This is a genomic window from Kribbella sp. NPDC050470, from assembly GCF_044458365.1.
Classification (GTDB): domain Bacteria; phylum Actinomycetota; class Actinomycetes; order Propionibacteriales; family Kribbellaceae; genus Kribbella.
The window spans coordinates 186,531-209,584 of the sequence record NZ_JBITHV010000006.1; the positions used below are offsets into that span (position 1 = coordinate 186,531).

Here is a 23,054-nt window from a genome sequence, read left to right on the forward strand (position 1 = left end):
AACTAGGTCGTCGGTTGTCTGTGCCGTCAGCTATAGTCGGCGCGATCTCGAGCTCTCGAGACGTTTCTGGAGGGGGAACTCCCTATGAAATTGCAGCGCCTCGCGCCTGCATTCGCCGCCGTCGGCCTGCTCGCCGCGACGGCTGCCTCGGACCCGGCCGCCGCCACCGGCACGGCCGACCCGAAGCCGCACTTCTCGGAGAAGGTCACCAACCCGCAGTCGGTGCGGGCCCTGGCCGTCAGCGAGGCGTGCCAGATCTGGATCGGCGTGCCCACCGCCGCGGGCACCATGCAGGAGATCGACGCCACGGCCGGCAAGCCGCCGGCGGGCTTCTCCTGGGATCCGTTCAACTACGTCAGCACCCGGGCCAACGCGACCTGGTACCTGGCGCAGAACGCCACCGGTACCCAGCTCTACTTCTACGGCCTGCTCCTGCAGGGCGCGAACCTGTACCGGCACACGACGTACCTGCCGGACGAGGGCAACCCGGTGCCCACCTTCAAGAAGGTCGGGCCGGGCTGGTCGACGTTCAAGGCGATCGCCACGTCCAACTACAGCGTCGCGCAGCCCCGGCACGCGTACCTGTACGGCCTGAACACCAACGGCAGCCTGTACCGGTACCAGATGGTCGGCACCGGCTTCCGGTCGCTCGGCCCGCTGCCCGGCTTCCGGGGCTTCAAGGCGATGACCGTGATCAGCGAGACCGCGACGTACGACACGCTGCTGATGACGACCACCGCCGGTGCGCTCTACTCCGTTCGCATCCCGGTCGCCGCGGGCGCGAAGCCGGTGCTGAAGCTCATCCGCAGCACTGGGTGGGCCGCGTACGAGTCGCTGGTCGTCGAGGGCTGCGGCACCCGCGGTGGCTCGCTCGTCGCCGGTGTCGACCACAACACGCAGTCCGGGTACCTGTACGCCATGAGCAAGGCGAACGGCGCCGCGACGGCGATCACGTCGTACGGCAAGATCCCGGGGGTCTTCAACGGCGTCAACCACGTGTCGCTCACCACGCACTACGACCAGCTGGTCGGCGAGTAAGTAGTACCGAACGTCCCGCACCCTCCTCGGTTCGCCGAGGGGTGTGCGGGACGTCTGTTTTCGGGTCAATGCAGGGTTGGTGGGGTTGGTGCGGCACACTGTCGAGGTGACGCAACCCCAGTCTGCCCAGCCTTCGCCGTACCTGCCGCCGCCGTCGGGGGTTCCCTTCGGTACGCCGCCGCCGCAGGAGCCGGCGATGCCGTGGGCGAAGGCGATCGCGGTGACCGTGATCGGGTTCCTGGTCGCCGGTGTGGTGGCCGGGTGGGCGTGGCAGCAGTTCTCGCCGCTGGCGCAGTACACGGTGGACGAGCAGGGCGGCGCGCTGGGGGAGGAGCAGATGACCCGGGTGTTCGGGCCGGACGGCACCTTCACCGCGATCGGGTTCCTCGTCGCGCTGGTGCTGGGCGGTGCACTGTTCTGGTGGCTGCGGAACTACGGTCCGTGGTCGGTCGCGATCGTCACCCTCGGCGCGGTGCTCGGCGCGGGGGTCGCGTGGGGCGTCGGCATGTTCCTCGGCCACGACCCGCTGCAGCCGCGGCTGGAGGCCGCCAAGCCGGGAGATCTGGTCTCAGCCCCGCTCGAACTGCACACATGGACCCCTGCTGCGGCATGGTTGGTCGGTGCGGCGCTGGCGGCCGCAATCATCGCCGCCACGACCTGGCGTGCCGAGCCAACCACCACATCGGTTGCAACCACATCGCAACCTGGCACGTCAGAGTCCTCGCCGCAGGTGCACTAGCCTGACTGGTCGTGTCCGGTGCTCCGGCGCCGTCGCGAGCAGGTGCTCGGTGCGGTAGCTCGGCGTGCTGGAGTGAAGGTCTCGATGCGGATCCATCGTGGCCTTTGCTCCAGTGCGGCGAGATGCCGTGCCGAGTGCCGCGCAGTAGGCGCTGGAGCACTGGACACGACCTAGCCCAGCGGGTGAGGCCGCTTGGGACCACGCGAGGGAGCTTATGTCCGAGAACTATCCGCCCAATCCGCAGTACCCGGGCGGTCCGCAGCAGAACCCGAACCAGTACGGCAATCAGCCGGGTGGACAGCGTCCGCCGATGAGTGCTCAGGGCAACCAGCAGGGCCAGTGGCCGCAGCAGGGTCAGCCGCAGCAGGGTCGTCCTGGTCCGGCGCCGCAGGGGCAGCCGCAGTACGGCCGGCCGGGCCCGCAGCAGTACGGGCAGCCGGGCCGGCCGCCGCAGGGTCAGCCGGGACCGCAGCAGGGTCAGCCGGGGCCGCAGTACGGCGGGCCGCAGTACGGGCAGCCCGGTGCAGCGTCGTACGGGCAGCAGCAGTACGGGCAGGCTGGTGGGCAGGCGTCGTACGAGCAGATGCATGTCGGTGGGCAGCCGCCGCAGGGGCCGGGGTTCGGGCCGGGGCAGCAGCAGTGGCAGCCCGAGCCGAAGAAGAAGCGCGGCAAGCTGATCCCGATCGTCGCGGCGCTGGCCATGGTGCTGGTGGTCGCCGGCGGCGGCATCTTCGCCTACGGCAAGCTGAACGGTGGTAAGCAGCCGGCCGCGGTGCTGCCGGGCAACGCGGTCGCCTACGCCCGCGTCGACCTGAACCCGTCGGCCGGCCAGAAGGTCGCCGCGATCCGGTACCTGCTGAAGTTCCCGTCGGTGAAGGAGAACCTCGGCCTGACCGGCGAGCAGGACGACCTGCGGCAGAAGCTGTTCGAGAGCATCAAGAAGTACGCCGGTGATGACCTCGCCGACGTGGACTACGAGAAGGACGTCAAGCCGTGGCTCGGCGAACGCGCCGGCCTGGCCGCGCTGCCGCCCGCCGACGGCAAGGACGAGCCGGTCGTCGTGGTCGCCGTCGAGGTGAAGAACGAGGACGAGGCCGCCAAGGGCCTGGACAAGCTGATGGCGAACGAGGACAAGAAGCCGGGCCGGGCGTTCAGCAACGGCTACGTGCTGCTCGCCGACGACCAGGCCACCGTGGACCAGGCCGTTGCCACCAGCAAGGACAACCCGCTGGAGAAGAACGCCAGGTTCAGCGCCGACATGGACGCGCTCGGCGAGCAGGGCTTCGCCTCGGTCTGGGCCGACGCGAAGGGCATCGCGGACATCTCCGGCAAGGTCGGGTCCGAGCAGCTGGCCGGGATCTCGGACGCGTCGATGGCGGCCGCGCTGCGCTTCGACTCGTCGTACGTCGAGCTGAAGGGCATCGTGCACGGTGACCAGAGCGTCAAGGTCGACGGCGCGGACGCCGGTGAGCTGATCGGGCAGCTGCCCGACACCACGGCCGGCGCGATCGCGATCTCCGGTGGCGAGAACCTGGTCGACACGATGTGGAAGCAGGTCGAGAAGGCGTCGAACGGCAACCTGCAGCAGATGGTCGAGGCGTTCCAGGACGAGACCGGGCTGACCCTGCCGGACGACCTGAAGAACCTGCTGGGCAAGAACCTGGCGGTGGCCATCGACAAGGACGCCGGCAACGGCCCGAAGATCGCGGCCCGGATCGAGACCGACCCGGCCAAGGCCGAGCCGGTGGTGGAGAAGCTCACCGACCTGCTGCGCCGCAAGGCGAACGGCAACATCCCGATCGAGACCGCCAAGGACGACGACTCGCTGGTGGTCGCCACCGACCAGTCGTACGCCGAGCAGGTGCTGAAGGGCGGCAACCTGGGTGGGACCGACACGTTCAAGCAGGCCCTGCCCGACACCAAGGGCGCGGTGACGATCGGCTACGTCGACTTCGAGGCGGCCGGCTCGCTGAGCCGGGAGTTCAGCCGGAACAAGGACCTGGCGGCCCTGCGAGCGGGCGGTTACGTCGTCCGCTCGACCGGCGACGGCAAGGCCGAGTTCAGCCTGCGAGTAGTCGCGAAGTAACCCGCCCGAAGAAGCCCCGGACAGCCGCTACAAAGCCGTCCGGGGCTTCTTTGTGGAGTCGGGATGTCGAAATCTCCCAGGCAGTTTCTACCCCTTGGTGAAAGCACCCACCACCAGGAGGTAGAGATGAACCACTTCACCGGTATCCGGACCATCGGGGTCCCGGTCGGGGACCAGGATCGTGCGCTGGCGTTCTACACCGGGACGCTCGGGTTCGAGTTGTTGATGGACGCGCCGCTGCCTGAGATCGGCGGCCGCTGGATCGTCGTCGCGCCGCCCGGCTCCCCGACGAACCTCGCCCTGACGCCGGCTGCGAGCGACGGTCCGACCGACACCGGCGTCCGCTTGGTCACCCCCGACGCGGCCGCCGCGCACAGGCACCTGCAGTCCGAGGGTGTCGACACCGACGAGTTGATCCGCTGGCCCGACGTCCCGCCGATGTTCAGCTTCCGCGACCCGGACGGCAACACGCTGTACGTCGTCCAGGAGTGATCACCCGGGGAACGGCACCCCGGTGAGCGCGCCGCAGGCCTCGAGGAACGCGTCCTGCACCTCGGGGTCCGCGGCCGCCGGGTGGGTCGCGTGCGGGCGCAGGTGGTAGTAGTACCCGCCACTCGGCGTGCTCGGCGCTGTCGCCAGCCACACCTGCGTGAGGTGCGCCTGGCCGAGGTCGCCGGCGCACCGCGGCCGCCCATCCGCGTCGGCACCCAGCCCGGGTCGACGGCGTTCGACAGTACGGCGGGCCAGCGCCGGGCGACCGCGAACGCGAGGATCACGTCGTGCAGCTTCGAGTCGGAGTACGCCCGCGACCCGCTCCACCGGCGCCGTACCCACTGCAAATCGTCCAGTACGACATCGCCGCTCTCGTGCATCCCCGAGCTCAGGTACACCAACCGATCGGGCCGCTCGATCAACGCAGTCAGCAGGTACGGCGCCAGCGAGTTGACCGCGAACACGTGCTCCAGCCCGTCGACCGTCTCGACCCGCGGCTCCTGATACCCGACCGCCGCGTTGTGGACGACGACGTCGAACCGACCGGAGTCGTTGGCCTGCCGGGCGATGCCGCGCGTCTCGTCGATACTCGACAGATCCCCGATCACCACACCAGCGGCCTTCGGCAGCGCAGCGACGGCGTCGTCGGCGCGCCGTGCATTCCGCGCATGCAACACCACCTCGTGCCCCTGCTCGATCAACTCCCGGGCCACCATCTGACCGAGCCCGTCCGCGGACCCGGTCACCAGAACGCGTGCCATAGCCCCCACCCTCACACGAGCACGGGCAACAGTGAACTCGTGGGGTGCGACCATCGGCAGATGAGGCGGTGGGGGATCGTTGCGGCGGTAGTGGGGCTCGCGCTGGTCGGGTGTAGCGAGGACAGCGGCGGGCCGGTCGCGGCGACGTCCGAGGCATCGCCAAGCTGGCCGCAACCTGCAGCGGCGCCGCTGGAGTCCGCCAAAGCCGAGACCCTGCAGGCCGTGCTCACGAAGGTCGTCAGCCGGTACGGCGCCAATCCGGCCGACGAGTCGGCGTCGCGGGGAGTGAGCGCGGCCGTCGTCACGGATCGGTGGGTCTGGTCCGGCGCGGCCGGTGTCGATGCTGCGGGCAAGGCGATCGGGCCGGGCACGACCATGGGGGTCGCGAGCATCACGAAGACGTTCGTGGCCGCCGAGGTGATGCTGCTCGCCGGCCAAGGGAACGTGGATCTGGACGCGCCGATCTCGACGTACGTGAAGCACAAGTTGACCGCCAACAACGCGACCGTGCGGCAGCACCTGGCGATGCTGTCCGGCGTACCGAACTATCTGCCGGCCGACTACGGCCGCATGGACGAAGCGATCAAGGCCGCGCCGGACAAGTCCTGGACCGCCGAGCAGGCGTTGGCCTATCACTCCGCGCCGGTCGGCCAGCCGGGCAGCTACACGTACAGCAACCCCAGCTATGTGCTCCTCGGCATGCTGATCGAGAACGTCGCCGGCAAGCCGCTGGCGAAGGCACTGCGCGAGGATCTGGCGACTCCCGCGGAGTTGCTGCGAGCCGCCTTCCAGGACGGCGAGAAGCCGCAGCCGCCGATCGTCGGTGACGCGAATCCCGTGTGTGGCAAGGCCGATGACGGCTACCTGCCCTGCCGCGCGATTGCGAGCCTGTCCGCCGCGAACGCCGGGCTCGCGGCCGACGCGCCGACGGTCGCCCGCTGGGGCTACCAGTTGTACGGCGGCCGCGTGATCCCGGCGAACCTGGTCAGCGAGATGACCAAGGGCGACGGCGAGTACGGCCTCGGCACGATGTTGTTCACCCAGCGCTTCGGCATCGGTACGGCGGTCGGCCACCGCGGCGTCATGCCCGACTACACCAGCCTGCTGGTCGTGATCCCGGACAAGAAGATCTCCGTCGCCATCCTCCTTGCCGACGGCAACAAACAGGTGGACACCGTGATGACCGACCTCACCACAGCCCTCCAACCCTTGCTCACCTAACGCCGGACGCGGTAGCGGAGATGGGTCGCGGCCGGGGTGTCGATGACGCGGACGATGTCCAACTCGATCCGGTCCGGCAGTACGTCGAACAGCCGCCGGCCCTGGCCGAACAGCACCGGAACCTGGTCGATCTGCAACTCGTCCAGCACTCCCGCCTCGAGTGCCTTCTGCGCCGTGTACGCGCCGTGGACCAGGACATCCTTGTCGCCGGCGGCCGCCTTGGCCTGGGCGATCGCGCTCGCGATGTCCGTCACGAACGTCACCGCCGGGTACTTCGCCGCCGCTGCCGGGTCGACTGAGCGACTGAACACGAACAGCGGCGTGCCGTGGTGGTCACCGCCGTAGTAGTCCACCTGTTCCGCGGTCCGTCGCCCGACCACCACCGCGCCCGTCGCGTTCAACTCGTCCACGATCTCGCCAGCCGGCCCGTCGGGTCTGCCGAACTCGCCGTCCGGGCGCTCGTACCACTCGTGCAGCCGCATGAAGCCATCGCCGCCCGGGTTACCCGGTACGTCGTTCGGGCCCGCGATGAAACCGTCGAGGGACATCGACATCAACAACACCGCTGTGGACATGAGCCTGCTCCTTCAGTCCGGGAGCGCGGCCGGTCCGCGCCCCGTACCCTCCCGTCGAAGAATGGGCGCAGGATTCGACACCCGGGTCAGTCCTGGCCGGCCAGCGCTTCCAGCACGCCCTCGCCGTACTTGGCCAGCTTGTTCTCGCCGATTCCGCTGATCCGGCCGAGCTCGGTCAGGCTGCCCGGGAGATCAGTCGCGATCTGGCGCAGCGTCGCGTCGTGGAAGATCACGTACGCCGGCACGCCTTGCTCCTTGGCCACACCGGCCCGCCAGGCGCGCAGTCGCTCGAAGATCGGCGCGGCCTCGGGGGAGAGGTCCGCGGCAGCCTTCTTCGCACTGGAGGACCTGGACGAGCGTGCTGCCCGCTCGGGCTCGCGGCGCATCATCACCTCGCGCCGGCGCCCGAGCACCTCGCCGCTCTCCTCGGTGAGCACGAGCGTGCCGTAGTCGCCCTCGACCGCGAGCAGCCGTTGCGCGAGCAGCTGCCGGACGACGCCGCGCCACTCGGGATCCTTCAGCTCGGTGCCGATCCCGTAGACGGTCAGCTGGTCGTGCCGGAACTGTTTGACCTTCTCCGTCTCCTTGCCGAGCAGGATGTCGATCAACTGGCCGGCGCCGAACTTCTGACCGCGCTCGTGCTGCAGGCGGTAGACCGTCGACAGCAACTTCTGCGCCGCGATCGTGCCGTCCCATGACTCGGGCGGGGTCATGCAGGTGTCGCAGTTCCCACACGCGTCGCCCTGCTGGCCGAAGTACGCCAGGAGTTGCGACCGGCGGCACTGCACGGTCTCGCACAGCGCGAGCATCGCGTCGAGATGCGAGCTCAACCGACGGCGATGCGCCAGGTCACCCTCGGACATGTCGATCATCTTCCGCTGCTGTACGACGTCCTGCAGCCCATAGGCCAGCCACGCCGTCGACGGCAGCCCGTCCCGCCCCGCGCGACCGGTCTCCTGGTAGTAGCCCTCGACCGACTTCGGCAGGTCGAGATGCGCGACGAAACGCACGTCCGGCTTGTCGATCCCCATGCCGAACGCGATCGTCGCGACCACGACCAGGCCGTCCTCCCGCAGGAACCTGGCCTGGTTCGCCGCGCGGGTCCGGCCGTCCAGCCCGGCGTGGTACGGCAGGGCCTCGATGCCGTTCTTGGTCAGGAACTCCGCCGTCTTCTCGACGCTGTTGCGGGACAGGCAGTAGACGATGCCGGCGTCGCCGGCGTGCTCGGTCCGCAGCAGGTCGAGCAACTGCCGCTGCGGGTTGTCCTTCGGGACGATCCGGTACTGGATGTTCGGCCGGTCGAAGCTCGCGACGAAGTGCTTGGCGTCGGACAGCTTCAACCGGGTCGCGATCTCCCGGTGCGTCGCCTCGGTCGCCGTCGCGGTCAGCGCGATCCGCGGCACGTCGGGCCAGCGCTCGTGCAACTCCGACAGCATCAGGTAGTCCGGCCGGAAGTCGTGGCCCCACTGGGACACGCAGTGTGCCTCGTCGATCGCGAACAGCGCGATCTTGCCCTGGTCCAGCAACCGCACGGTCGCCTCGACCCGGAGCCGCTCGGGTGCCAGGTAGAGCAGGTCCAGCTCACCGGCCAGGAACGCCTGCTCGACCTCGCGCCGCTGCTCGAAGTCCTGGGTGGAGTTGAGGAACCCGGCCCGCACACCGAGCGCGGTCAGCGCGTCCACCTGGTCCTGCATCAGCGCGATCAGGGGCGAGATCACCACGCCCACACCGGATCTGACCAGGGCGGGAATCTGGTAGCACAACGACTTCCCGCCGCCGGTCGGCATCAGCACCAACGCGTCCCCACCCGCGATCACCGTGTCGATGATGTCGGCCTGCTGACCGCGGAAGGCGTCGTACCCGAACACCCGGCGGAGCACCTCGAGTGCTTCGCCGGCGGATTCGTCCAGGACTGCGGCTGTCTCGGTCACCCGGCGATTCTAGTGACTCCGGGACGACCGATCCCGGACCTCGTGGGCGGGTTGTGGATAACCCTTACGCGGTGATCTCGCCGGGGTACGTGCCGACGCTCCACAGGTTGCCCTCGTGGTCCTTCACGGTGAACCCACGGGAGCCGTAGTCCTCGTCCCGCAGCCCGCGGACGACGACAGCACCGGCCGCGATCGCCTTGGCCAGCAGCCGATCCGGGTCGCCGTCGACGACTAGGTAGACCGACTGCGGATGGTCGGCCAGCCAGGAGAAGTCGTCCGGCTGGCGCGAACGACCGGCAGAGCTGACCATCACGCCACCACCGGCCGGCCAGGCCAGCTCGGAGTGCGCGATCGATCCTTCGGCGTCACCGGCGTACAGACAGACCTGGGTGAATCCCAGACCTTCGGTGAGGAACTTCAGGGCCGCGTGGCCGTCGTGGTAGACGAGCGTCGGCCAGACCCCGATGGCGATCTTGTTCTCGGTTGTCGTGTTCATGCCTCCGACTCTGCCGCCGCGGCGACCGGTACGTCTTGAACGTTTGGGATCAGCTCCTCGGCGATCCACTGCCGCGGCGAGCAACCAGCGATCGTGTTCCACTCCCGGGTCAGATGCGCCTGGTCGGCGTACCCGAGCTCGGCCGACACGTCCGCCAGCCTGACTCGATGGTCGCGCCGGAGCCGTCCGACCGCCTGCTCGAACCGCATCACCCGGGCCGCCACCTTCGGCGCCAACCCGTACTCCGTCGTGAAGCGGTCGGTCAGGTACCGCCGGCTCCAGCCGACCTCTTCCGCCAGATCCTGTACGCCGATGCCGCCGGCCGTCTCGCGGAGCCGTCGCCACGCCCAGCCCACCTCGGCGCGCGTCTCCGCGGCCGGCGGCTCGGCCCACTGCCGGAGCAACATCGCCTCCAGCACGTCGAAGCGGTCGACCCAGGACGGCGCCGTCCGCAGGCGCTCGGTGAGCACACGCGCCGGGGCGCCGATGACCTCGTCCAGGCCGACGACGATCGACGCGAGCTCGCCCGGTGGCAGCCCGAACAGCGCGCGGGATGCGGCCGGCGTGAGGCCGAGCTGGATGCCGGAGCGGTTGGGTGTCTCGCCGATGTGGACCGCGGTCGAGTGCAGGCCGCCGATCAGTGTGTCGTACTTCTCCACGGGGGAGTCCGGCCAAGCGACGCCGAGCGGATCGTCCAGCGTGATGACGAGCGTGAGGTACTGCGAGGGGAGGCCGCGATGCAGTGGCGGCGGCTCACCGACGTACGCGTAGCCGCTGATGTCGGCGACGTACGGGCGCAGCGCAGGGTGCACCCGGCGCGAGTGGAGCTCGTAGCCCGTCATGCTCCCCAGGCTAGGACCGCGTACAGACAATTTCCTCCCCCACCCCACCGCCCCGGTCAGGCACTTTCGAGCCCGCCAGAATCCGGGACCCGCGTACCGCCATCTGGACGCGCGTGGCACCATCGGACGAGTTGTCCCACACCTAGGAGATACCCCGTGCCTGCTCTGAGGTCCCGCACTGTCACCCACGGCCGCAACATGGCGGGCGCCCGCGCGCTCATGCAGGCCTCCGGGGTCGCCCGGGAGGACTTCGGCAAGCCGATCATCGCGGTGGCGAACAGCTTCACCGAGTTCGTCCCCGGCCACACCCACCTGGCGCCGGTCGGCCGGATCGTGTCCGAGGCGATTCACGCGGCCGGCGGGATCGCGCGCGAGTTCAACACGATCGCCGTCGACGACGGGATCGCGATGGGCCACGGCGGGATGCTCTACAGCCTGCCGTCCCGGGACCTGATCGCGGACTCGGTCGAGTACATGGTCGAGGCGCACTGCGCGGACGCGCTGGTCTGCATCTCGAACTGCGACAAGATCACCCCGGGCATGTTGATGGCCGCGCTCCGGCTGAACATCCCGACCGTGTTCGTCTCCGGCGGTCCGATGGAGGCCGGCCGGGCCACGCTGGTCGACGGGACCGTGCGCAAGCTGGACCTGATCGACGCGATGTCCGAGGCGGTCAACGAGAACGTCTCCGACGCCGACATCCTGCGGATCGAGGAGAACGCCTGCCCGACCTGCGGGTCCTGCTCCGGCATGTTCACCGCGAACTCGATGAACTGCCTGACCGAGGCGATCGGGCTGTCGCTGCCCGGCAACGGCTCGGTGCTCGCGACCCACACCGCCCGCCGGGCGCTGTACGAGAAGGCCGGCGAGACCGTCGTACGGATCACCGAGCGGTACTACGACACCGACGACGCGACCGTGCTGCCGCGGTCGATCGCGTCCAAGGAGGCATTCGGCAACGCGATGGCGCTGGACATCGCGATGGGCGGTTCGACGAACACGATCCTGCACCTGCTCGCCGCCGCCCAGGAGGCCGAGGTCGGGTTCGACCTGGACGACATCAACGCGGTGTCGCGCCGGGTCCCGTGCCTGGCCAAGGTCGCGCCGAACGTGGCGCCGAGCGGGACGTACTACATGGAGGACGTGCACCGGGCCGGCGGCATCCCGGCGATCCTCGGCGAGCTGCACCGCGTCGGGCTGCTGAGCGAGAACGTCACCACCGTGCACAGCGACTCGATCGACGAGTGGCTGAAGACCTGGGACCTGCGCGGCGGCTCGCCGTCGCCGGAGGCGGTCGAGCTGTGGCACGCGGCGCCGGGGTGCAAGCGGTCCGCGACGGCGTTCTCGCAGTCGGAGCGGTGGGACACGCTGGACACCGACGCGGCCAACGGGTGCATCCGCGACCTCGAGCACGCCTACTCGAAGGACGGCGGACTCGCGGTGCTGAAGGGCAACCTGGCCGTCGATGGCTGCGTCGTGAAGACGGCCGGTGTGGACGAGTCGATCTGGACATTCCAGGGTCCTGCGGTGGTGTGCGAGTCGCAGGAGGAGGCGGTCGAGAAGATCCTCGCCAAGCGGGTCCAGCCGGGTGACGTCGTGGTGATCCGCTACGAAGGCCCGAAGGGTGGCCCTGGGATGCAGGAGATGCTCTACCCGACGTCGTTCCTGAAGGGCCGCGGGCTGGGCAAGGTCTGCGCGCTGGTCACCGACGGCCGATTCTCCGGCGGTACGTCGGGACTCTCCATCGGACACGCCTCACCCGAGGCCGCGTCCGGCGGCACCATCGCCCTGGTCCAGGACGGCGACCAGATCCGCATCGACATCCCGAACCGCTCCATCGAGCTGCTCGTGTCCGACGAGGAGTTGCACACTCGTCGCGCCGCGCTGAACGGCGTCTACGCGCCGAAGAACCGCGACCGCAAGGTCTCCCAGGCGCTCCGCGCGTACGCCGCCATGGCGACCAGCGCCGACAAGGGCGCCGTCCGCGACGTCACCAAGCTGGGCTAGAGCGGACCCTCGAGGTCGAAGGCGAGGGTGATGGCCTCGGCCAGGGCCGGTTCCTGGTCGGGGTGGAGGTAGCCGATCAGGCGGCCCAGCTGGAGCTTGGGGATCGTCTGGATGTTGTCGCAGGAGATCGCGCTGTCGTGGTCGAGGCCGTTGCGGGGGCCGACCGGGACCTCGGTGGACAGGCCGCGGATTCTGCTGGTGATCGGGGCGACCGTCACGTTGGTGAGGCGCGGGCGGATCAGTTCGCGGGTCAGGACCACCACCGGCCGCGGCTTGTCCAGCCGGGCGATGTGGATCGGCCGCATCAGTCGAGGTCGCTGAGCACAGTTCCGGACGCGGCAGCGGCCAGGCCGTCCAGGTCGTCATACTCACCATGCTCGGCAAGGATGGCGAGATCGCGGGCGGCCAGCTCCCGGCGGCGCTCACGCTCCATCGCCCGGGCGACCACGGTGGCCCGGCTCGACGCCTTGTCGGCCGCCACCAGCTGATCCATGAACTCCACCAGCTCGTCCGGCAACCGGACAGTGATCTGCTTGCTCATACCAAAACCATACCAACCTGGGATTCAGATCGGTAGGGCTCAGTTCGGGGCCATAGTGGACCAGCTGATGTCGGTGGCCGGGAGCGAGGGGAGGGCGGCGATGGCGGTGAGCTCGGTGTCGAGCAGGCCGACGAGCTGGACCAGGCGGGACGTGGTGTCGGGGGCTTCCAGGAGCTTCTGCCGGTCCGGGGTGATCAGGGTCATCGCGGCCGACATCAGGTACGACAACGTGCTCGGGTCGTCGGGGAGGTCGGCGATGTGCAGGCCGGGGCGGCTGATCTCGGTGACGGCGGCCGCGTACCGCCGGAAGCGGTCGAGCGCGATGGTCGCCGTACCCAACGGGTCGTCGCCGAGGCTCTCGACCAGCCACTCGACGTCCGCGACCAGGTAGTCGCCGCTGCCGTCCAGCTCCGCGACCTTGAACCGCCGGCTGCCGGTCAGCGTGATCTCGACCGGCCCGTCGTCGTCCGCGTCCAGCGTGATCTCCGAGATGGTGGCCGCGCAGCCGGTCCCGTACAGCGACCGGAACACCCGCTCACCCAGCTCGTACCCGTCCCGGACGGCGAGCGCGCCGCAGACCAGCTCGCCACCGTTCTCGACCAGGTCGCGGATCACCGCGCGGCCCTGCACGTCGGTGACCGGAATGGGGAGCACCAGCCCGGGGAAGATCACCGTCTCGACAGTGAGCAGCGGCAGGCGGGAGTCCATGCCGACGAGCTTAGTGGTAGCTACCCCGTGCTCACGCCTCGTGACGGCCAGCCTGTGGATATGGCGTCAGCGGCACGGGTCGTCACCACTAGACTGAAGCCATGATTCGCCGCGTCGACCTGCGGGGCCGAGTGGCGGCCGGAGAGGTGCCTGACCTCCAAGCCGAAGTGAACGCCCTCGTCCCCCGAGCCGTGTTCGACGTCGAGAAGGCTCTCGACGTCGTCCGACCGATCTGCCTGGACGTCCGCCATCGTGGACTCGAGGCGATCAGGGAGTACGGCGAGCGGTTCGACCATGTGCGGGTCGAGGACATCCGGGTCCCGGCCGACGCCTTGAAGACCGCCCTCGAGGAGCTCGACCCCGAGGTGCGCAGCGCGTTCGAGGAGTCGATCCGCCGGGTCCGCGAGGTCAGCCAGGACGAGCTGACTGCCGACATCGCCTCCGAGCCCGCGCCGGGCGGCCGGGTCACCCAGCGCTTCGTCCCGGTCCAGCGCGTCGGCCTGTACGTCCCGGGCGGCCGCGCCCCGCTGGCGTCCAGCGTGGTGATGAACGTCGTACCGGCCCAGGTCGCCGGCGTGCCCTCCCTGGCTGTCGCGTCACCACCCCAGAAGGAGTACGGCGGCCTGCCGCACCCGACTGTGCTCGCGGTGTGTGCGCTGCTCGGGATCGACGAGGTCTACGCGATGGGCGGCGCGCAAGCGATCGCCGGGTTCGCGTACGGCTTCGGTGCTGGTGTCACGGGGTGCAAGAAGGTCAACCTGATCACCGGCCCGGGCAACATCTACGTGGTCGCGGCCAAGCGGTTCCTGCTCGGTGAGGTCGGCATCGACTCCGAGGCCGGCCCGACCGAGATCGCGATCCTGGCCGACGACACCGCCGACCCGGCGCATGTCGCCGCCGACCTGATCAGCCAGGCCGAGCACGACCCGATGGCCGCCAGCGTGCTGGTCACGCCGAGCGAGACCCTGGCCGCCAAGGTGGAGGCCGAGCTGCCGGTCCAGGTCGCGAAGACCAAGCACCAGGACCGCGTGACCGAGGCGCTCAACGGTCAGCAGTCGGCCGTCGTACTCGTGGACGACCTGGACCAGGGCACCGCGGTCGTGGACGCATACGCCGCCGAGCACCTGGAGATCCAGACCGTCGACGCCGAGGAGCGGGCCGGGCTGATCAACAACGCCGGCGCGATCTTCGTCGGCGGCTGGAGCCCGGTCTCGCTGGGTGACTACTGCGCGGGGTCCAACCACGTGCTGCCGACCGCGGGCTGTGCCTGCCACTCGTCGGGCCTGTCCGTGCGCAGCTTCCTGAAGGCCATGCACGTCGTGAACTACTCCCGCGAGGCCCTCCGGGACGTCGCCGATCACGTGGTCACGCTCGCCCACGCCGAGGACCTCCCGGCGCACGGTGCGGCAGTCAGCGTGCGATTCCCCGGGGAGGGCTGATGGGCCGCTTCGACGGGCTGCCGATCCGCGACGAGCTGAAGAGCTTCGAGCCGTACGGCGCCCCGCAGCTCGACGTCCCGATCCTGCTCAACGTCAACGAGAACCCGTATCCGCCGAGCGAGGAGACCGTCGCGGACATCACCGCGGCGGTCGCCGTGGCCGCGCGCGGGATGAACCGCTACCCGGACCGCGAGTTCCTCGACCTGCGCGCGGACCTGGCGGCGTACTTGGGCCGGGAGTCCGGGGCGCAGCTCACCGCCGAGCAGGTCTGGGCGGCGAACGGCTCCAACGAGGTCATGCTGCACATCCTGCAGGCCTTCGGCGGCCCCGGGCGGACGGCGCTGTCGTTCGCCCCGACGTACTCGATGTACCCGGAGTACGCCCGGGACACGAACACCGGCTGGGTGACCGGCCGCCGGGCCGAGGACTTCACCCTCGACCAGAGCAAGGCGCTGGCCGCGATCTCCCGGCACCACCCGTCCGTCGTACTGCTCGCCTCGCCGAACAACCCGACCGGTACGGCGCTGCCGATCGAGGTGGTCGAGGCGATCGCCGCCCGCACCGCCGCGATGGGCGCCGTCCTGGTGGTCGACGAGGCGTACGCCGAGTTCCGCCGGGCCGGGACGCCGAGTGCGGTCACGTTGCTGCCGTCGTACCCGAACCTGGCGGTCGCGCGGACGATGTCGAAGGCGTTCGCGATGGCCGGCGGCCGGGTCGGGTACCTTGCCGCGAGCCGGCAGCTGGTGGACGCGCTGCGGATCGTGCGGTTGCCGTACCACCTGTCCGCGGTGACCCAGGCGGTCGCGCGGGCCGCGCTGCGGCACTCCGACGAGCTGCTCGGCCGGGTCGAGCAGCTGCGGGTCGAGCGGGACGAGACGGTCGACTGGCTGCGGTCGCTCGGCCTGCGCGCGGTCGACTCGGACGCGAACTTCGTCCTGTTCGGCACCTTCGCCGACCGGCACGCGGTCTGGCAGTCGCTGCTGGACGACGGCGTCCTGATCCGCGAGACCGGCCCGGACGGCTGGCTGCGGGTCTCGATCGGCACCGGCGCCGAGATGGCCGCATTCCGCGCTTCCCTGGAGCGCGTCCTCAAGACAGACATCGGAAGGCAGACATGAGTCGCACCGCACGCATCGACCGGGAGACCAGTGAGTCGAAGGTCCTGGTCGAGCTGAACCTCGACGGTGAGGGCCGGGCCGACATCTCCACCGGTGTCGGGTTCTACGACCACATGCTCAACGCGCTGGCCAAGCACGCGTTGCTGGACCTGCACGTGAACACCGTCGGCGACCTCGAGATCGACGCCCACCACACCGTCGAGGACACCGCGATCGGGATCGGCCAGGCGCTGAAGGAGGCGCTGGGCGACAAGCGCGGCATCCGCCGGTTCGGCGACGCGACCGTGCCGCTGGACGAGGCGCTCGTGCACTGCACGGTCGACCTGTCCGGCCGTCCGTACTGCGTGCACATCGGCGAGCCGGACGGTCAGGTCTACGCGATCATCGGCGGCGACTATGCCGGTTCGCTGACCCAGCACGTGTTCGAGACGCTCGCGTTCAACGCCGCGATCTGCATCCACATCCGGGTGCTGTCCGGTCGCGACCCGCACCACATCGTCGAGGCCCAGTTCAAGGCGTTCGCCCGGGCGCTGCGGGCGGCCGCCGAGCCGGACCCGCGGCAGCCGGGCATTCCGTCCACCAAGGGCGCCCTGTGAAGGCGGCACTGTGAGTAAGAAGGTCGTCCTGTTCGACTACGGCTCGGGCAACATCCGGTCGGGCGAGCGGGCGCTGCAACGCGTCGGCGCGGACGTCACGGTCACCTCGGACTTCGACGAGGCGCTGAACGCCGACGGCCTGCTGGTCCCCGGCGTCGGCGCCTTCGAGGCCTGCATGACCGGGCTCAAGGCAGTCCGCGGTGACGACATCGTCGACCGCAGGCTGACCGGAGGCCGCCCGGTGCTGGGCATCTGCGTCGGGATGCAGATCCTGTTCGCCCGCGGCATCGAGCACGGTGTCGAGACCGAGGGCTGCGAGCAGTGGCCCGGGACGGTCGAGCGCCTGCAGCCGCACAGTGCCGAGCCCGTTCCGCACATGGGCTGGAACACCGTCGACGTCCCGGCGGGCACGACGCTGTTCGACGGTATCGAGAAGGAGCGGTTCTACTTCGTCCACTCGTACGGCGTCCGCGCCTGGGAGCTCACCGGCACCCGCGAGTCGGTGGCCCCGCTGGTGACCTGGACGACGTACGGCGACGACCGTTTCGTGGCCGCGGTCGAGAACGGCCCGCTCACCGCCACCCAGTTCCACCCGGAGAAGTCCGGCGACGCCGGCGCCGCCCTGCTCGCCAACTGGGTGCGCTCGCTCTGACGCCCGCACGGGTGAACGGTCCGCGCCTCATGCGGAGAGGGTGAGGACGGTTCCGGAGACCCGGTGTGGGATGGGTCGCGGCGGCAAGACGTGTCGTCGTGACCGAGGGGGTCGGTGATGGGTGGGATCAGCAGCACCACGGAACGGGCGGTCGGCGATCTGGCAGTGATGCCACGCTTCACGCGGGACAGCGTCCTCGCGGTCCCGAAGGACCGAATGCCGGATCACGAGATGCTGCCGCAGTCGGCGTACCAGATCGTCCGGGACGAGGTCATGCTGGACGGCAACGCCCGGTTCAACCTGGCCACGTTCGTGACCACGTGGATGGACGACGAGGCGGACCGGCTGTACTCCGAGACGGTCGACAAGAACATGGTCGACAAGGACGAGTACCCGCAGACGGCGGAGATCGAGAGCCGGTGCGTGCTGATGCTCGCCGACCTGTGGAACGCCCCGGACGCGGCCGACGCGATCGGGACGTCGACGACCGGAAGCTCCGAGGGCTGCATGCTCGGCGGACTGGCGCTCAAACGGCGCTGGCAGCACGCCCGGCGCGCCGCGGGCCTGCCGGCCGACCGGCCCAACCTGGTGATGGGCCAGAACGTGCAGGTCGTCTGGGAGAAGTTCGCCGAGTACTGGGACGTCGAGCCGCGGTACGTGCCGCTGGAGGGTGACGACCTCTACCTGACCGCCGACCGGGCCCTGCCGTTCGTGGACGAGAACACCATCGGGGTGGTCGTGGTGCTCGGTTCGACGATGGAAGGCAGCTACGAGCCGGTCGCCGAGATCTGCGCGGCCCTGGACGACCTGGAGCAGCGGACCGGACTGTCGGTGCCGGTGCACGTCGACGCCGCGTCCGGTGGCTTCGTGGCTCCCTTCCTGCAGCCTGACCTGGTGTGGGACTTCCGGCTGCCGCGGGTGGCCTCGATCCAGGCGTCGGGTCACAAGTTCGGGCTGGTCTACCCGGGCGTCGGCTGGGTGCTGTGGCGGCACAGCCAGAACCTGCCCGAGGAGCTCGTCTTCAAGGTGAACTACCTCGGCGGAGACATGCCGACGTTCGCGCTGAACTTCTCCCGGCCCGGCGCGCAGGTTCTGCTGCAGTACTTCCAGTTCCTGCGACTCGGCCGGGACGGCTACCGGCGGATCCAGCAGACCTGCCAGGACGTCGCCGTCCACCTCAGCGACGCGATCAAGGAGATGCCCGCGTTCGAACTGGTCTCGGACGGGCGCGACCTGCCGGTCTTCGCGTTCCGGCTGGCCGACGGCATCACGAAGTACACGGCGTACGACGTGTCCCGGAAGCTGCGCGAGCGGGGCTGGCTGGTGCCGGCGTACACGATGCCGCCGAACCGGGAGGACCTGGTCGTCCTGCGAGTGGTCGTGCGCAACGGGTTCAGTCACGACATGGCCGAACTCTTCCTGCGGGACCTGCGGGTCGGGGTCGAGTGGCTCGACGGGCTGGCGTCCCCAATGCCGCAGGAGGAGGCACCGGCCGGGTTCCATCACTGACCGGCTGACCCGGACCGAACAGGAGAATCTCCATGCCACCTGCCGATATGGACGCGCTGGTCGTCTTCGGTGCGACCGGTGATCTCGCGAAGCTGGAGACGTTTCCCGCCCTGGTCGGACTGGTCGACCGGGGCGTGCTCGACGTACCGATCGTCGGGGTGGCCAAGAGCGGCTGGGGACTCGAGGAGTTCCGCGCCTACGCAGAGGCGTCGTTGCGGGCCAACGGGATCGATCCGGCGACCCCCGCCGCGGCCGGCATGCTCGGCCTGCTGCGCTACGTCGACGGCGACCTCGGCGACGACGCGACGTACGCCGCGATGGCCGACGAGATCGGCGCCGGCGGACGGGCGCTGTTCTACCTCGAGGTGCCGCCGCCGCTGTTCGGCCGGATCGCCGAGGGGATCGCGACCGCGGGCAAGGCCGACGGGGCCCGGGTGATGGTCGAGAAGCCGTTCGGCACCGACCTGGCCAGCGCTCAGCAGCTCAACGCGACGATGAACCGGGTGTTCCCCGACGACGCGATCTACCGGGTGGACCACTGGCTCGGCCTGGACCCGCTGGAGAACGTGCTGTTCGCCCGCTTCGCCAACTCGGTGATCGAGCCGTTGCTCAGCCGCGACCACGTGGAGAGCATCCAGATCACCATGGCGGAGAGCTTCGACGTCGCCGACCGGGGCAGCTTCTACGATCGCACCGGCGCGATCCGCGACGTGCTGCAGAACCACATGCTGCAGGTGCTCGCGAGCGTCCTGGCCGACCCGCCGGGCCGCCTCGACGACGCCGCCTGGCGGGCGCAGAAGACCGCGGTCATCAGTGCGCTCAGCCCGCTCACCGCGGAGGACACGGTGCTCGGGCAGTACGAGGGCTACCACGACGTCGCGGGTGTCGATCCGCAGTCGCGGACCGAGACCTACGTAGCGGTCCGGCTCGCCCTGGACACCTGGCGCTGGGCCGGCGTGCCGATCGCGATCCGCGCCGGGAAGTGCATGCCGGTCACCGCGACCGAGGTGGTGATCCGGTTCCGCCGTCCGCCGCAGGACTTCTTCCGGCTGGGGCCTGCCGTGCACTCGAACCAGCTGCGGTTCCGGATCTGGCCGGAGAGCCAGGTCGCGATCACCCTGACCGGCAAGAAGCCCGGCGCCGGCTGGACCCCGCAGGCCGAGGACCTCGCGTTCGCCGAGGCGCCGGGATCCGACCAGCGCCCGTACGACAGGCTGATCGGGGCGGCGCTCGCGGGCCGGCAGGCGCTCTTCGCCGCGCAGGACACGGTCGAGGCCGCCTGGCGCGTGGTCGAGCCGGTGCTCGGTGACGTCGTACCGGTCATCACGTACGCCAAGGGCAGTTGGGGGCCGAAGGAGGCCGGCGCCCTGCTGCCGCACGACGTGAGCTGGCACGACCCGGCCGGCTGAACCAGATCATCCGGCGTGGGTGATTCGTCCGGTCCGCAGGGGCCGAAGGCTGGACAGACGGCAACCGGACCAGGAGGCGACCCTGATGGCCGACTATCCACCCATCGCCGAGCACGGACTGATCGGCGACCTGCAGACCGCTGCGCTGGTGACCACCGACGGATCGATCGACTGGTTCTGCTGCCCGAGGTTCGACTCGCCGAGCATCTTCGGCGCGTTGCTCGACCACGAGCGCGGTGGTTCCTTCCGGGCCCGGGTGATCGGCGCCGAGGTCAGCAGCCGCCAGCTGTACTTCCCGGACACCGCCGTTCTGGTCACCCGGTTGATGACCGAGGACGGCGTCGGCGAGGTCGTCGACTTCATGCCGCCGAGCGGCAAGCAGCCCACCGACAACCACCGGATCATGCGGATGGTGCGCTGCGTGCGCGGCCGGATCAGGTTCGAGCTCGACATCCAGCCACGGTTCGACTACGGCCGCACACCGCACGAACTGCGGCTGATCGACCCGGGCGCCGTCTTCGTGACCGACGACCTGAGCCTGACCCTGCACGTCGTCCGTGAGCCCGGTGACGAGCGGCTGGCCCGGGCCCGGGCGGACGGTGGCGACATCCACGTCGACATCGAGATGACGGCCGGGCAGACCCGAGGACTGGTGCTGGAGACGGCGGCCGACGGTCCACCGCGGGAGATCAGGGTCGCGGAGTTCACCGCGATGTTCGACGACGCGGTGCGCTTCTGGCGGGACTGGCTGTCCACGTCGACGTACACCGGCCGCTGGCGGGAGATGGTGCAGCGCTCGGCGATCACGCTGAAGCTGATGACCTACGCGCCCACCGGCGCGCTGGTTGCCGCACCCACCGCCGGCCTGCCCGAGCAGGTCGGCGGGGAGCGCAACTGGGACTACCGCTACACGTGGGTGCGGGATGCGTCGTTCTCCGTGTACGCGCTGCTCGGCATGGGTTTCACCCAGGAGGCGGCCGAGTTCTGCGCGTGGCTGCGGGAGCGCGTGCACGAGCAGACCGCGGGACCGGGCGGGCCGCTCAACATCATGTACCGCGTGGACGGCTCGTCCGATCTGACCGAGGAGTCCCTGGACCACCTCGCCGGGTACCGCGGCTCCCGTCCGGTGCGAATCGGCAACGGCGCCTCGGAGCAGCTGCAGCTGGACATCTTCGGTGAGGCGCTGGACAGCATCTACTTCGCGGACCAGCACGGTATCGAGCTCGACCACCATGGCTGGATCGCCCTGCGTGGCATCGTCGACTGGCTGGCCGACAACTGGGACCGGCCGGACGAGGGCATCTGGGAGACCCGCGGCGGGCAGAAGAACTTCACCTACGGCCGGGTGATGAGCTGGGTCGCCTTCGACCGGGCCATCCGGCTGGCCGCGAAACACGGCCGCCCGGCGGACCTGGAGCGCTGGGCGAACAGCCGGGACGCGATCTACCAGCAGGTGATGCAACGCGGCTGGAACGAGAAGATCGGCGCCTTCGTACAGCACTACGACGACACCGTCCTCGACTCGTCGATGTTGCGGATGGCAACGGTCGGCCTGATCGCGCCGAACGACCCGATGTGGCAGTCCACGCTGGACGCGATGAACGCGGAGCTCGTCACCGACAGCCTGGTCTACCGCTACGACCCGGCCGCGTCGCCGGACGGGCTCGCGGGCGACGAAGGCACGTTCTCGCTGTGCACCTTCAGCTACGTCGACGCCCTGGCCCGGGCGGGCCGGCTCGAGGACGCACGGCTCATCTTCGAGAAGATGCTCACCTACGCCAACCACGTGGGGCTGTACTCCGAGGAGATCGGCCTGACCGGCGAGCAGCTCGGCAACTTCCCGCAGGCCTTCACGCACCTGGCGCTGATCGATGCGGCGATCACCCTGAACGCGGCGCTGGACCAGGCCCGATCCACCGCGCCGAGCCACACGCTATAATACCAGTTGCGTAACTGGTTTTACTCATGACAGCTGGTCACGGTTTGGGTGATCTGTCCGATTTCCGGGCTGCCAGGCCTTCTCTGTCGACTGCGGTGGTGTCACACTCACTCGCCAGGACGGTGGTTGGGAACCTTCGGGGATCCGGGAGGCCGGGTGCTGGCGGCGAAGAACCTCGAGGTCGTCTACGACGACGTGATGCTGGTGCTGCGGGGGGTCGGTCTCGAGGTCCCGCAGGGCCGGATCGTCGCCCTGCTGGGGGCGAACGGGGCCGGCAAGTCGACGCTGCTGCGCGCACTGTCCGGCCTGCTCGACGTGCACGAGGGCGAGGTCCGGCGCGGCTCGATCACGCTCGACGGCGAGCCGATCCACGGCTACGGCGCCAGCCGGATCGCTGCCCTGGGCATCAAACAGGTGATGGAGGGCCGCCGGATCCTGGCCGACCTGACCGTCGAGGAGAACCTCCGGATCGGCGGCCACGTCAGCCCGCGCTCGGTCCGGCGGAACCTGGACCGCACCTACCAGCTGTTCCCGGTGCTGGCCGATCGGCGTCGCAAGCTGGCCGGCTACCTGTCCGGCGGGGAGCAGCAGATGCTGGCGATCGGCCGGGCGCTGATGTCCGACCCGAAGTACCTGCTGCTGGACGAGCCGAGCCTCGGCCTGGCGCCGATGATCGTGCGGCAGATCCGGGACGTGATCGTGCAGATCAACCAGCAGGGGACCACGGTCCTGCTGGTCGAGCAGAACGCCGCGATGGCGTTGTCGATCGCCGAGCACGGGTACGTGCTGGAGAACGGCGCGATGGTGATGGACAAGCCCGCGGCGGACCTGCTCGCCGACGGCGACGTCCGCGAGTTCTACCTCGGTCTCGGCGCGGAGGGTACGGCGAAGTCCTTCCGCGACGTGAAGCACTACCGCCGCCGGAAGCGGTGGTTGTCGTGAACGAGCGTAGCGA

Annotated in this window: 22 protein-coding genes and 1 pseudogene; 14 read left to right on the forward strand and 9 right to left on the reverse strand. The window is 69.7% G+C overall.

What is annotated here, in order from left to right:
- Positions 1-84: 84 nt before the first annotated feature.
- The 4 genes from ACIBGM_RS18980 (at position 85) to ACIBGM_RS18995 (ending at position 4,355) form a co-directional block, all read left to right on the forward strand.
- A complete protein-coding gene (locus ACIBGM_RS18980) occupies positions 85-1,038 on the forward strand; it encodes a hypothetical protein (protein ID WP_396386310.1) in 954 nt (317 codons plus the stop codon).
- Positions 1,039-1,144: 106 nt separating this feature from the next.
- On the forward strand, positions 1,145-1,777 hold the full coding sequence (locus ACIBGM_RS18985; RefSeq protein WP_360528434.1) for a hypothetical protein: 633 nt from the start codon (positions 1,145-1,147) through the stop codon (positions 1,775-1,777).
- A gap of 214 nt (positions 1,778-1,991) precedes the next feature.
- Positions 1,992-3,863 (forward strand): DUF3352 domain-containing protein, encoded by a 1,872-nt coding sequence (locus ACIBGM_RS18990; RefSeq protein ID WP_396386311.1) that lies wholly within the window; start codon positions 1,992-1,994, stop codon positions 3,861-3,863.
- A 126-nt stretch (positions 3,864-3,989) separates the two neighbouring features.
- On the forward strand, positions 3,990-4,355 hold the full coding sequence (locus ACIBGM_RS18995; RefSeq protein ID WP_396386312.1) for a VOC family protein: 366 nt from the start codon (positions 3,990-3,992) through the stop codon (positions 4,353-4,355).
- Here ACIBGM_RS18995 and ACIBGM_RS19000 read toward each other — a convergent pair whose 3' ends face one another.
- Both ACIBGM_RS19000 and ACIBGM_RS19005 read right to left on the reverse strand, forming a co-directional pair.
- Positions 4,356-4,508, reverse strand: coding sequence for a hypothetical protein (locus ACIBGM_RS19000; RefSeq protein ID WP_396386509.1), 153 nt, complete (start codon positions 4,506-4,508; stop codon positions 4,356-4,358).
- An 83-nt stretch (positions 4,509-4,591) separates the two neighbouring features.
- Positions 4,592-5,170 (reverse strand): annotated as a pseudogene (locus tag ACIBGM_RS19005) (SDR family NAD(P)-dependent oxidoreductase); the annotation flags it as partial.
- Positions 5,171-5,176: 6 nt separating this feature from the next.
- Here ACIBGM_RS19005 and ACIBGM_RS19010 point away from each other — a divergent pair.
- Positions 5,177-6,337 carry a serine hydrolase domain-containing protein gene (locus tag ACIBGM_RS19010; RefSeq protein ID WP_360528422.1) on the forward strand — a complete coding sequence of 387 codons (1,161 nt, stop codon included), beginning with the start codon at positions 5,177-5,179 and terminating at the stop codon, positions 6,335-6,337.
- Here ACIBGM_RS19010 and ACIBGM_RS19015 read toward each other — a convergent pair.
- From ACIBGM_RS19015 to ACIBGM_RS19030, 4 genes are all read right to left on the reverse strand, one after another.
- A complete protein-coding gene (locus tag ACIBGM_RS19015) occupies positions 6,334-6,912 on the reverse strand; it encodes a dihydrofolate reductase family protein (RefSeq protein ID WP_360528419.1) in 579 nt (192 codons plus the stop codon). The genes ACIBGM_RS19010 and ACIBGM_RS19015 overlap by 4 nt on opposite strands.
- Before the next feature lie 86 nt (positions 6,913-6,998).
- Complete coding sequence (gene recQ / locus ACIBGM_RS19020; protein WP_396386313.1) at positions 6,999-8,843, reverse strand: DNA helicase RecQ; 1,845 nt, start codon at positions 8,841-8,843, stop codon at positions 6,999-7,001.
- Between the two features lie 64 nt (positions 8,844-8,907).
- The gene (locus tag ACIBGM_RS19025; protein ID WP_396386314.1) at positions 8,908-9,339 is read right to left on the reverse strand and encodes a VOC family protein; all 432 of its coding nucleotides are present in this window, start codon (positions 9,337-9,339) and stop codon (positions 8,908-8,910) included.
- Positions 9,336-10,181: an AraC family transcriptional regulator gene (locus tag ACIBGM_RS19030; RefSeq protein WP_360528410.1), complete on the reverse strand. Its 846-nt coding sequence runs from the start codon at positions 10,179-10,181 to the stop codon at positions 9,336-9,338. The genes ACIBGM_RS19025 and ACIBGM_RS19030 overlap by 4 nt, the downstream gene beginning before the upstream one ends.
- A gap of 156 nt (positions 10,182-10,337) precedes the next feature.
- Here ACIBGM_RS19030 and ilvD point away from each other — a divergent pair, with 156 nt between their 5' ends.
- Positions 10,338-12,188 (forward strand): dihydroxy-acid dehydratase, encoded by a 1,851-nt coding sequence (ilvD, locus tag ACIBGM_RS19035; RefSeq protein ID WP_396386315.1) that lies wholly within the window; start codon positions 10,338-10,340, stop codon positions 12,186-12,188.
- On the opposite strand, the gene ACIBGM_RS19040 is transcribed toward ilvD, so the two are convergent.
- The 3 genes from ACIBGM_RS19040 to ACIBGM_RS19050 are packed head-to-tail and all read right to left on the reverse strand — an operon-like array spanning position 12,185 to position 13,437.
- Complete coding sequence (locus ACIBGM_RS19040) at positions 12,185-12,493, reverse strand: type II toxin-antitoxin system PemK/MazF family toxin (RefSeq protein ID WP_360528404.1); 309 nt, start codon at positions 12,491-12,493, stop codon at positions 12,185-12,187. The genes ilvD and ACIBGM_RS19040 overlap by 4 nt on opposite strands.
- Positions 12,493-12,729, reverse strand: coding sequence for a ribbon-helix-helix domain-containing protein (locus ACIBGM_RS19045; protein ID WP_360528401.1), 237 nt, complete (start codon positions 12,727-12,729; stop codon positions 12,493-12,495). Before ACIBGM_RS19045 ends, ACIBGM_RS19040 begins: the two co-directional genes overlap by 1 nt.
- Positions 12,730-12,768: 39 nt before the next feature.
- The gene (locus ACIBGM_RS19050) at positions 12,769-13,437 is read right to left on the reverse strand and encodes an LON peptidase substrate-binding domain-containing protein (RefSeq protein WP_360528398.1); all 669 of its coding nucleotides are present in this window, start codon (positions 13,435-13,437) and stop codon (positions 12,769-12,771) included.
- Between the two features lie 101 nt (positions 13,438-13,538).
- Between ACIBGM_RS19050 and hisD the strand changes: the two genes are divergently transcribed.
- From hisD to ACIBGM_RS19090, 8 genes are all read left to right on the forward strand, one after another.
- Positions 13,539-14,876, forward strand: a complete 1,338-nt coding sequence (hisD, locus tag ACIBGM_RS19055; protein WP_396386316.1) for a histidinol dehydrogenase — start codon at positions 13,539-13,541, stop codon at positions 14,874-14,876.
- A complete protein-coding gene (locus ACIBGM_RS19060) occupies positions 14,876-15,994 on the forward strand; it encodes a histidinol-phosphate transaminase (RefSeq protein ID WP_396386317.1) in 1,119 nt (372 codons plus the stop codon). Before hisD ends, ACIBGM_RS19060 begins: the two co-directional genes overlap by 1 nt.
- Positions 15,991-16,590: an imidazoleglycerol-phosphate dehydratase HisB gene (hisB, locus tag ACIBGM_RS19065; protein ID WP_396386318.1), complete on the forward strand. Its 600-nt coding sequence runs from the start codon at positions 15,991-15,993 to the stop codon at positions 16,588-16,590. The genes ACIBGM_RS19060 and hisB overlap by 4 nt, the downstream gene beginning before the upstream one ends.
- Before the next feature lie 10 nt (positions 16,591-16,600).
- Positions 16,601-17,242, forward strand: coding sequence for an imidazole glycerol phosphate synthase subunit HisH (hisH, locus tag ACIBGM_RS19070; RefSeq protein WP_396386319.1), 642 nt, complete (start codon positions 16,601-16,603; stop codon positions 17,240-17,242).
- A gap of 117 nt (positions 17,243-17,359) precedes the next feature.
- On the forward strand, positions 17,360-18,751 hold the full coding sequence (locus ACIBGM_RS19075; RefSeq protein ID WP_360528383.1) for a glutamate decarboxylase: 1,392 nt from the start codon (positions 17,360-17,362) through the stop codon (positions 18,749-18,751).
- A 32-nt stretch (positions 18,752-18,783) separates the two neighbouring features.
- Positions 18,784-20,160 (forward strand): glucose-6-phosphate dehydrogenase (NADP(+)), encoded by a 1,377-nt coding sequence (locus ACIBGM_RS19080; RefSeq protein WP_396386320.1) that lies wholly within the window; start codon positions 18,784-18,786, stop codon positions 20,158-20,160.
- A gap of 85 nt (positions 20,161-20,245) precedes the next feature.
- A complete protein-coding gene (locus ACIBGM_RS19085; protein WP_360528377.1) occupies positions 20,246-22,099 on the forward strand; it encodes a glycoside hydrolase family 15 protein in 1,854 nt (617 codons plus the stop codon).
- 156 nt (positions 22,100-22,255) lie between these two features.
- Positions 22,256-23,041: an ABC transporter ATP-binding protein gene (locus tag ACIBGM_RS19090; protein WP_396386499.1), complete on the forward strand. Its 786-nt coding sequence runs from the start codon at positions 22,256-22,258 to the stop codon at positions 23,039-23,041.
- Positions 23,042-23,054: the final 13 nt, after the last annotated feature.

Bases quoted from the DNA above. Each gene is read 5' to 3' on its own strand.
- ACIBGM_RS18980 (WP_396386310.1), top strand. From the start codon at position 85: ATGAAATTGCAGCGCCTCGCGCCTGCATTCGCCGCCGTCGGCCTGCTC.
- ACIBGM_RS18990 (WP_396386311.1), top strand. From the start codon at position 1,992: ATGTCCGAGAACTATCCGCCCAATCCGCAGTACCCGGGCGGTCCGCAG.
- ACIBGM_RS18995 (WP_396386312.1), top strand. From the start codon at position 3,990: ATGAACCACTTCACCGGTATCCGGACCATCGGGGTCCCGGTCGGGGAC.
- ACIBGM_RS19010 (WP_360528422.1), top strand. From the start codon at position 5,177: ATGAGGCGGTGGGGGATCGTTGCGGCGGTAGTGGGGCTCGCGCTGGTC.
- ACIBGM_RS19015 (WP_360528419.1), bottom strand. From the start codon at position 6,912: ATGTCCACAGCGGTGTTGTTGATGTCGATGTCCCTCGACGGTTTCATC.
- ACIBGM_RS19025 (WP_396386314.1), bottom strand. From the start codon at position 9,339: ATGAACACGACAACCGAGAACAAGATCGCCATCGGGGTCTGGCCGACG.
- ACIBGM_RS19030 (WP_360528410.1), bottom strand. From the start codon at position 10,181: ATGACGGGCTACGAGCTCCACTCGCGCCGGGTGCACCCTGCGCTGCGC.
- ACIBGM_RS19040 (WP_360528404.1), bottom strand. From the start codon at position 12,493: ATGCGGCCGATCCACATCGCCCGGCTGGACAAGCCGCGGCCGGTGGTG.
- ACIBGM_RS19045 (WP_360528401.1), bottom strand. From the start codon at position 12,729: ATGAGCAAGCAGATCACTGTCCGGTTGCCGGACGAGCTGGTGGAGTTC.
- ACIBGM_RS19050 (WP_360528398.1), bottom strand. From the start codon at position 13,437: ATGGACTCCCGCCTGCCGCTGCTCACTGTCGAGACGGTGATCTTCCCC.
- hisD (WP_396386316.1), top strand. From the start codon at position 13,539: ATGATTCGCCGCGTCGACCTGCGGGGCCGAGTGGCGGCCGGAGAGGTG.
- ACIBGM_RS19060 (WP_396386317.1), top strand. From the start codon at position 14,876: ATGGGCCGCTTCGACGGGCTGCCGATCCGCGACGAGCTGAAGAGCTTC.
- hisB (WP_396386318.1), top strand. From the start codon at position 15,991: ATGAGTCGCACCGCACGCATCGACCGGGAGACCAGTGAGTCGAAGGTC.
- ACIBGM_RS19075 (WP_360528383.1), top strand. From the start codon at position 17,360: ATGGGTGGGATCAGCAGCACCACGGAACGGGCGGTCGGCGATCTGGCA.
- ACIBGM_RS19080 (WP_396386320.1), top strand. From the start codon at position 18,784: ATGCCACCTGCCGATATGGACGCGCTGGTCGTCTTCGGTGCGACCGGT.
- ACIBGM_RS19085 (WP_360528377.1), top strand. From the start codon at position 20,246: ATGGCCGACTATCCACCCATCGCCGAGCACGGACTGATCGGCGACCTG.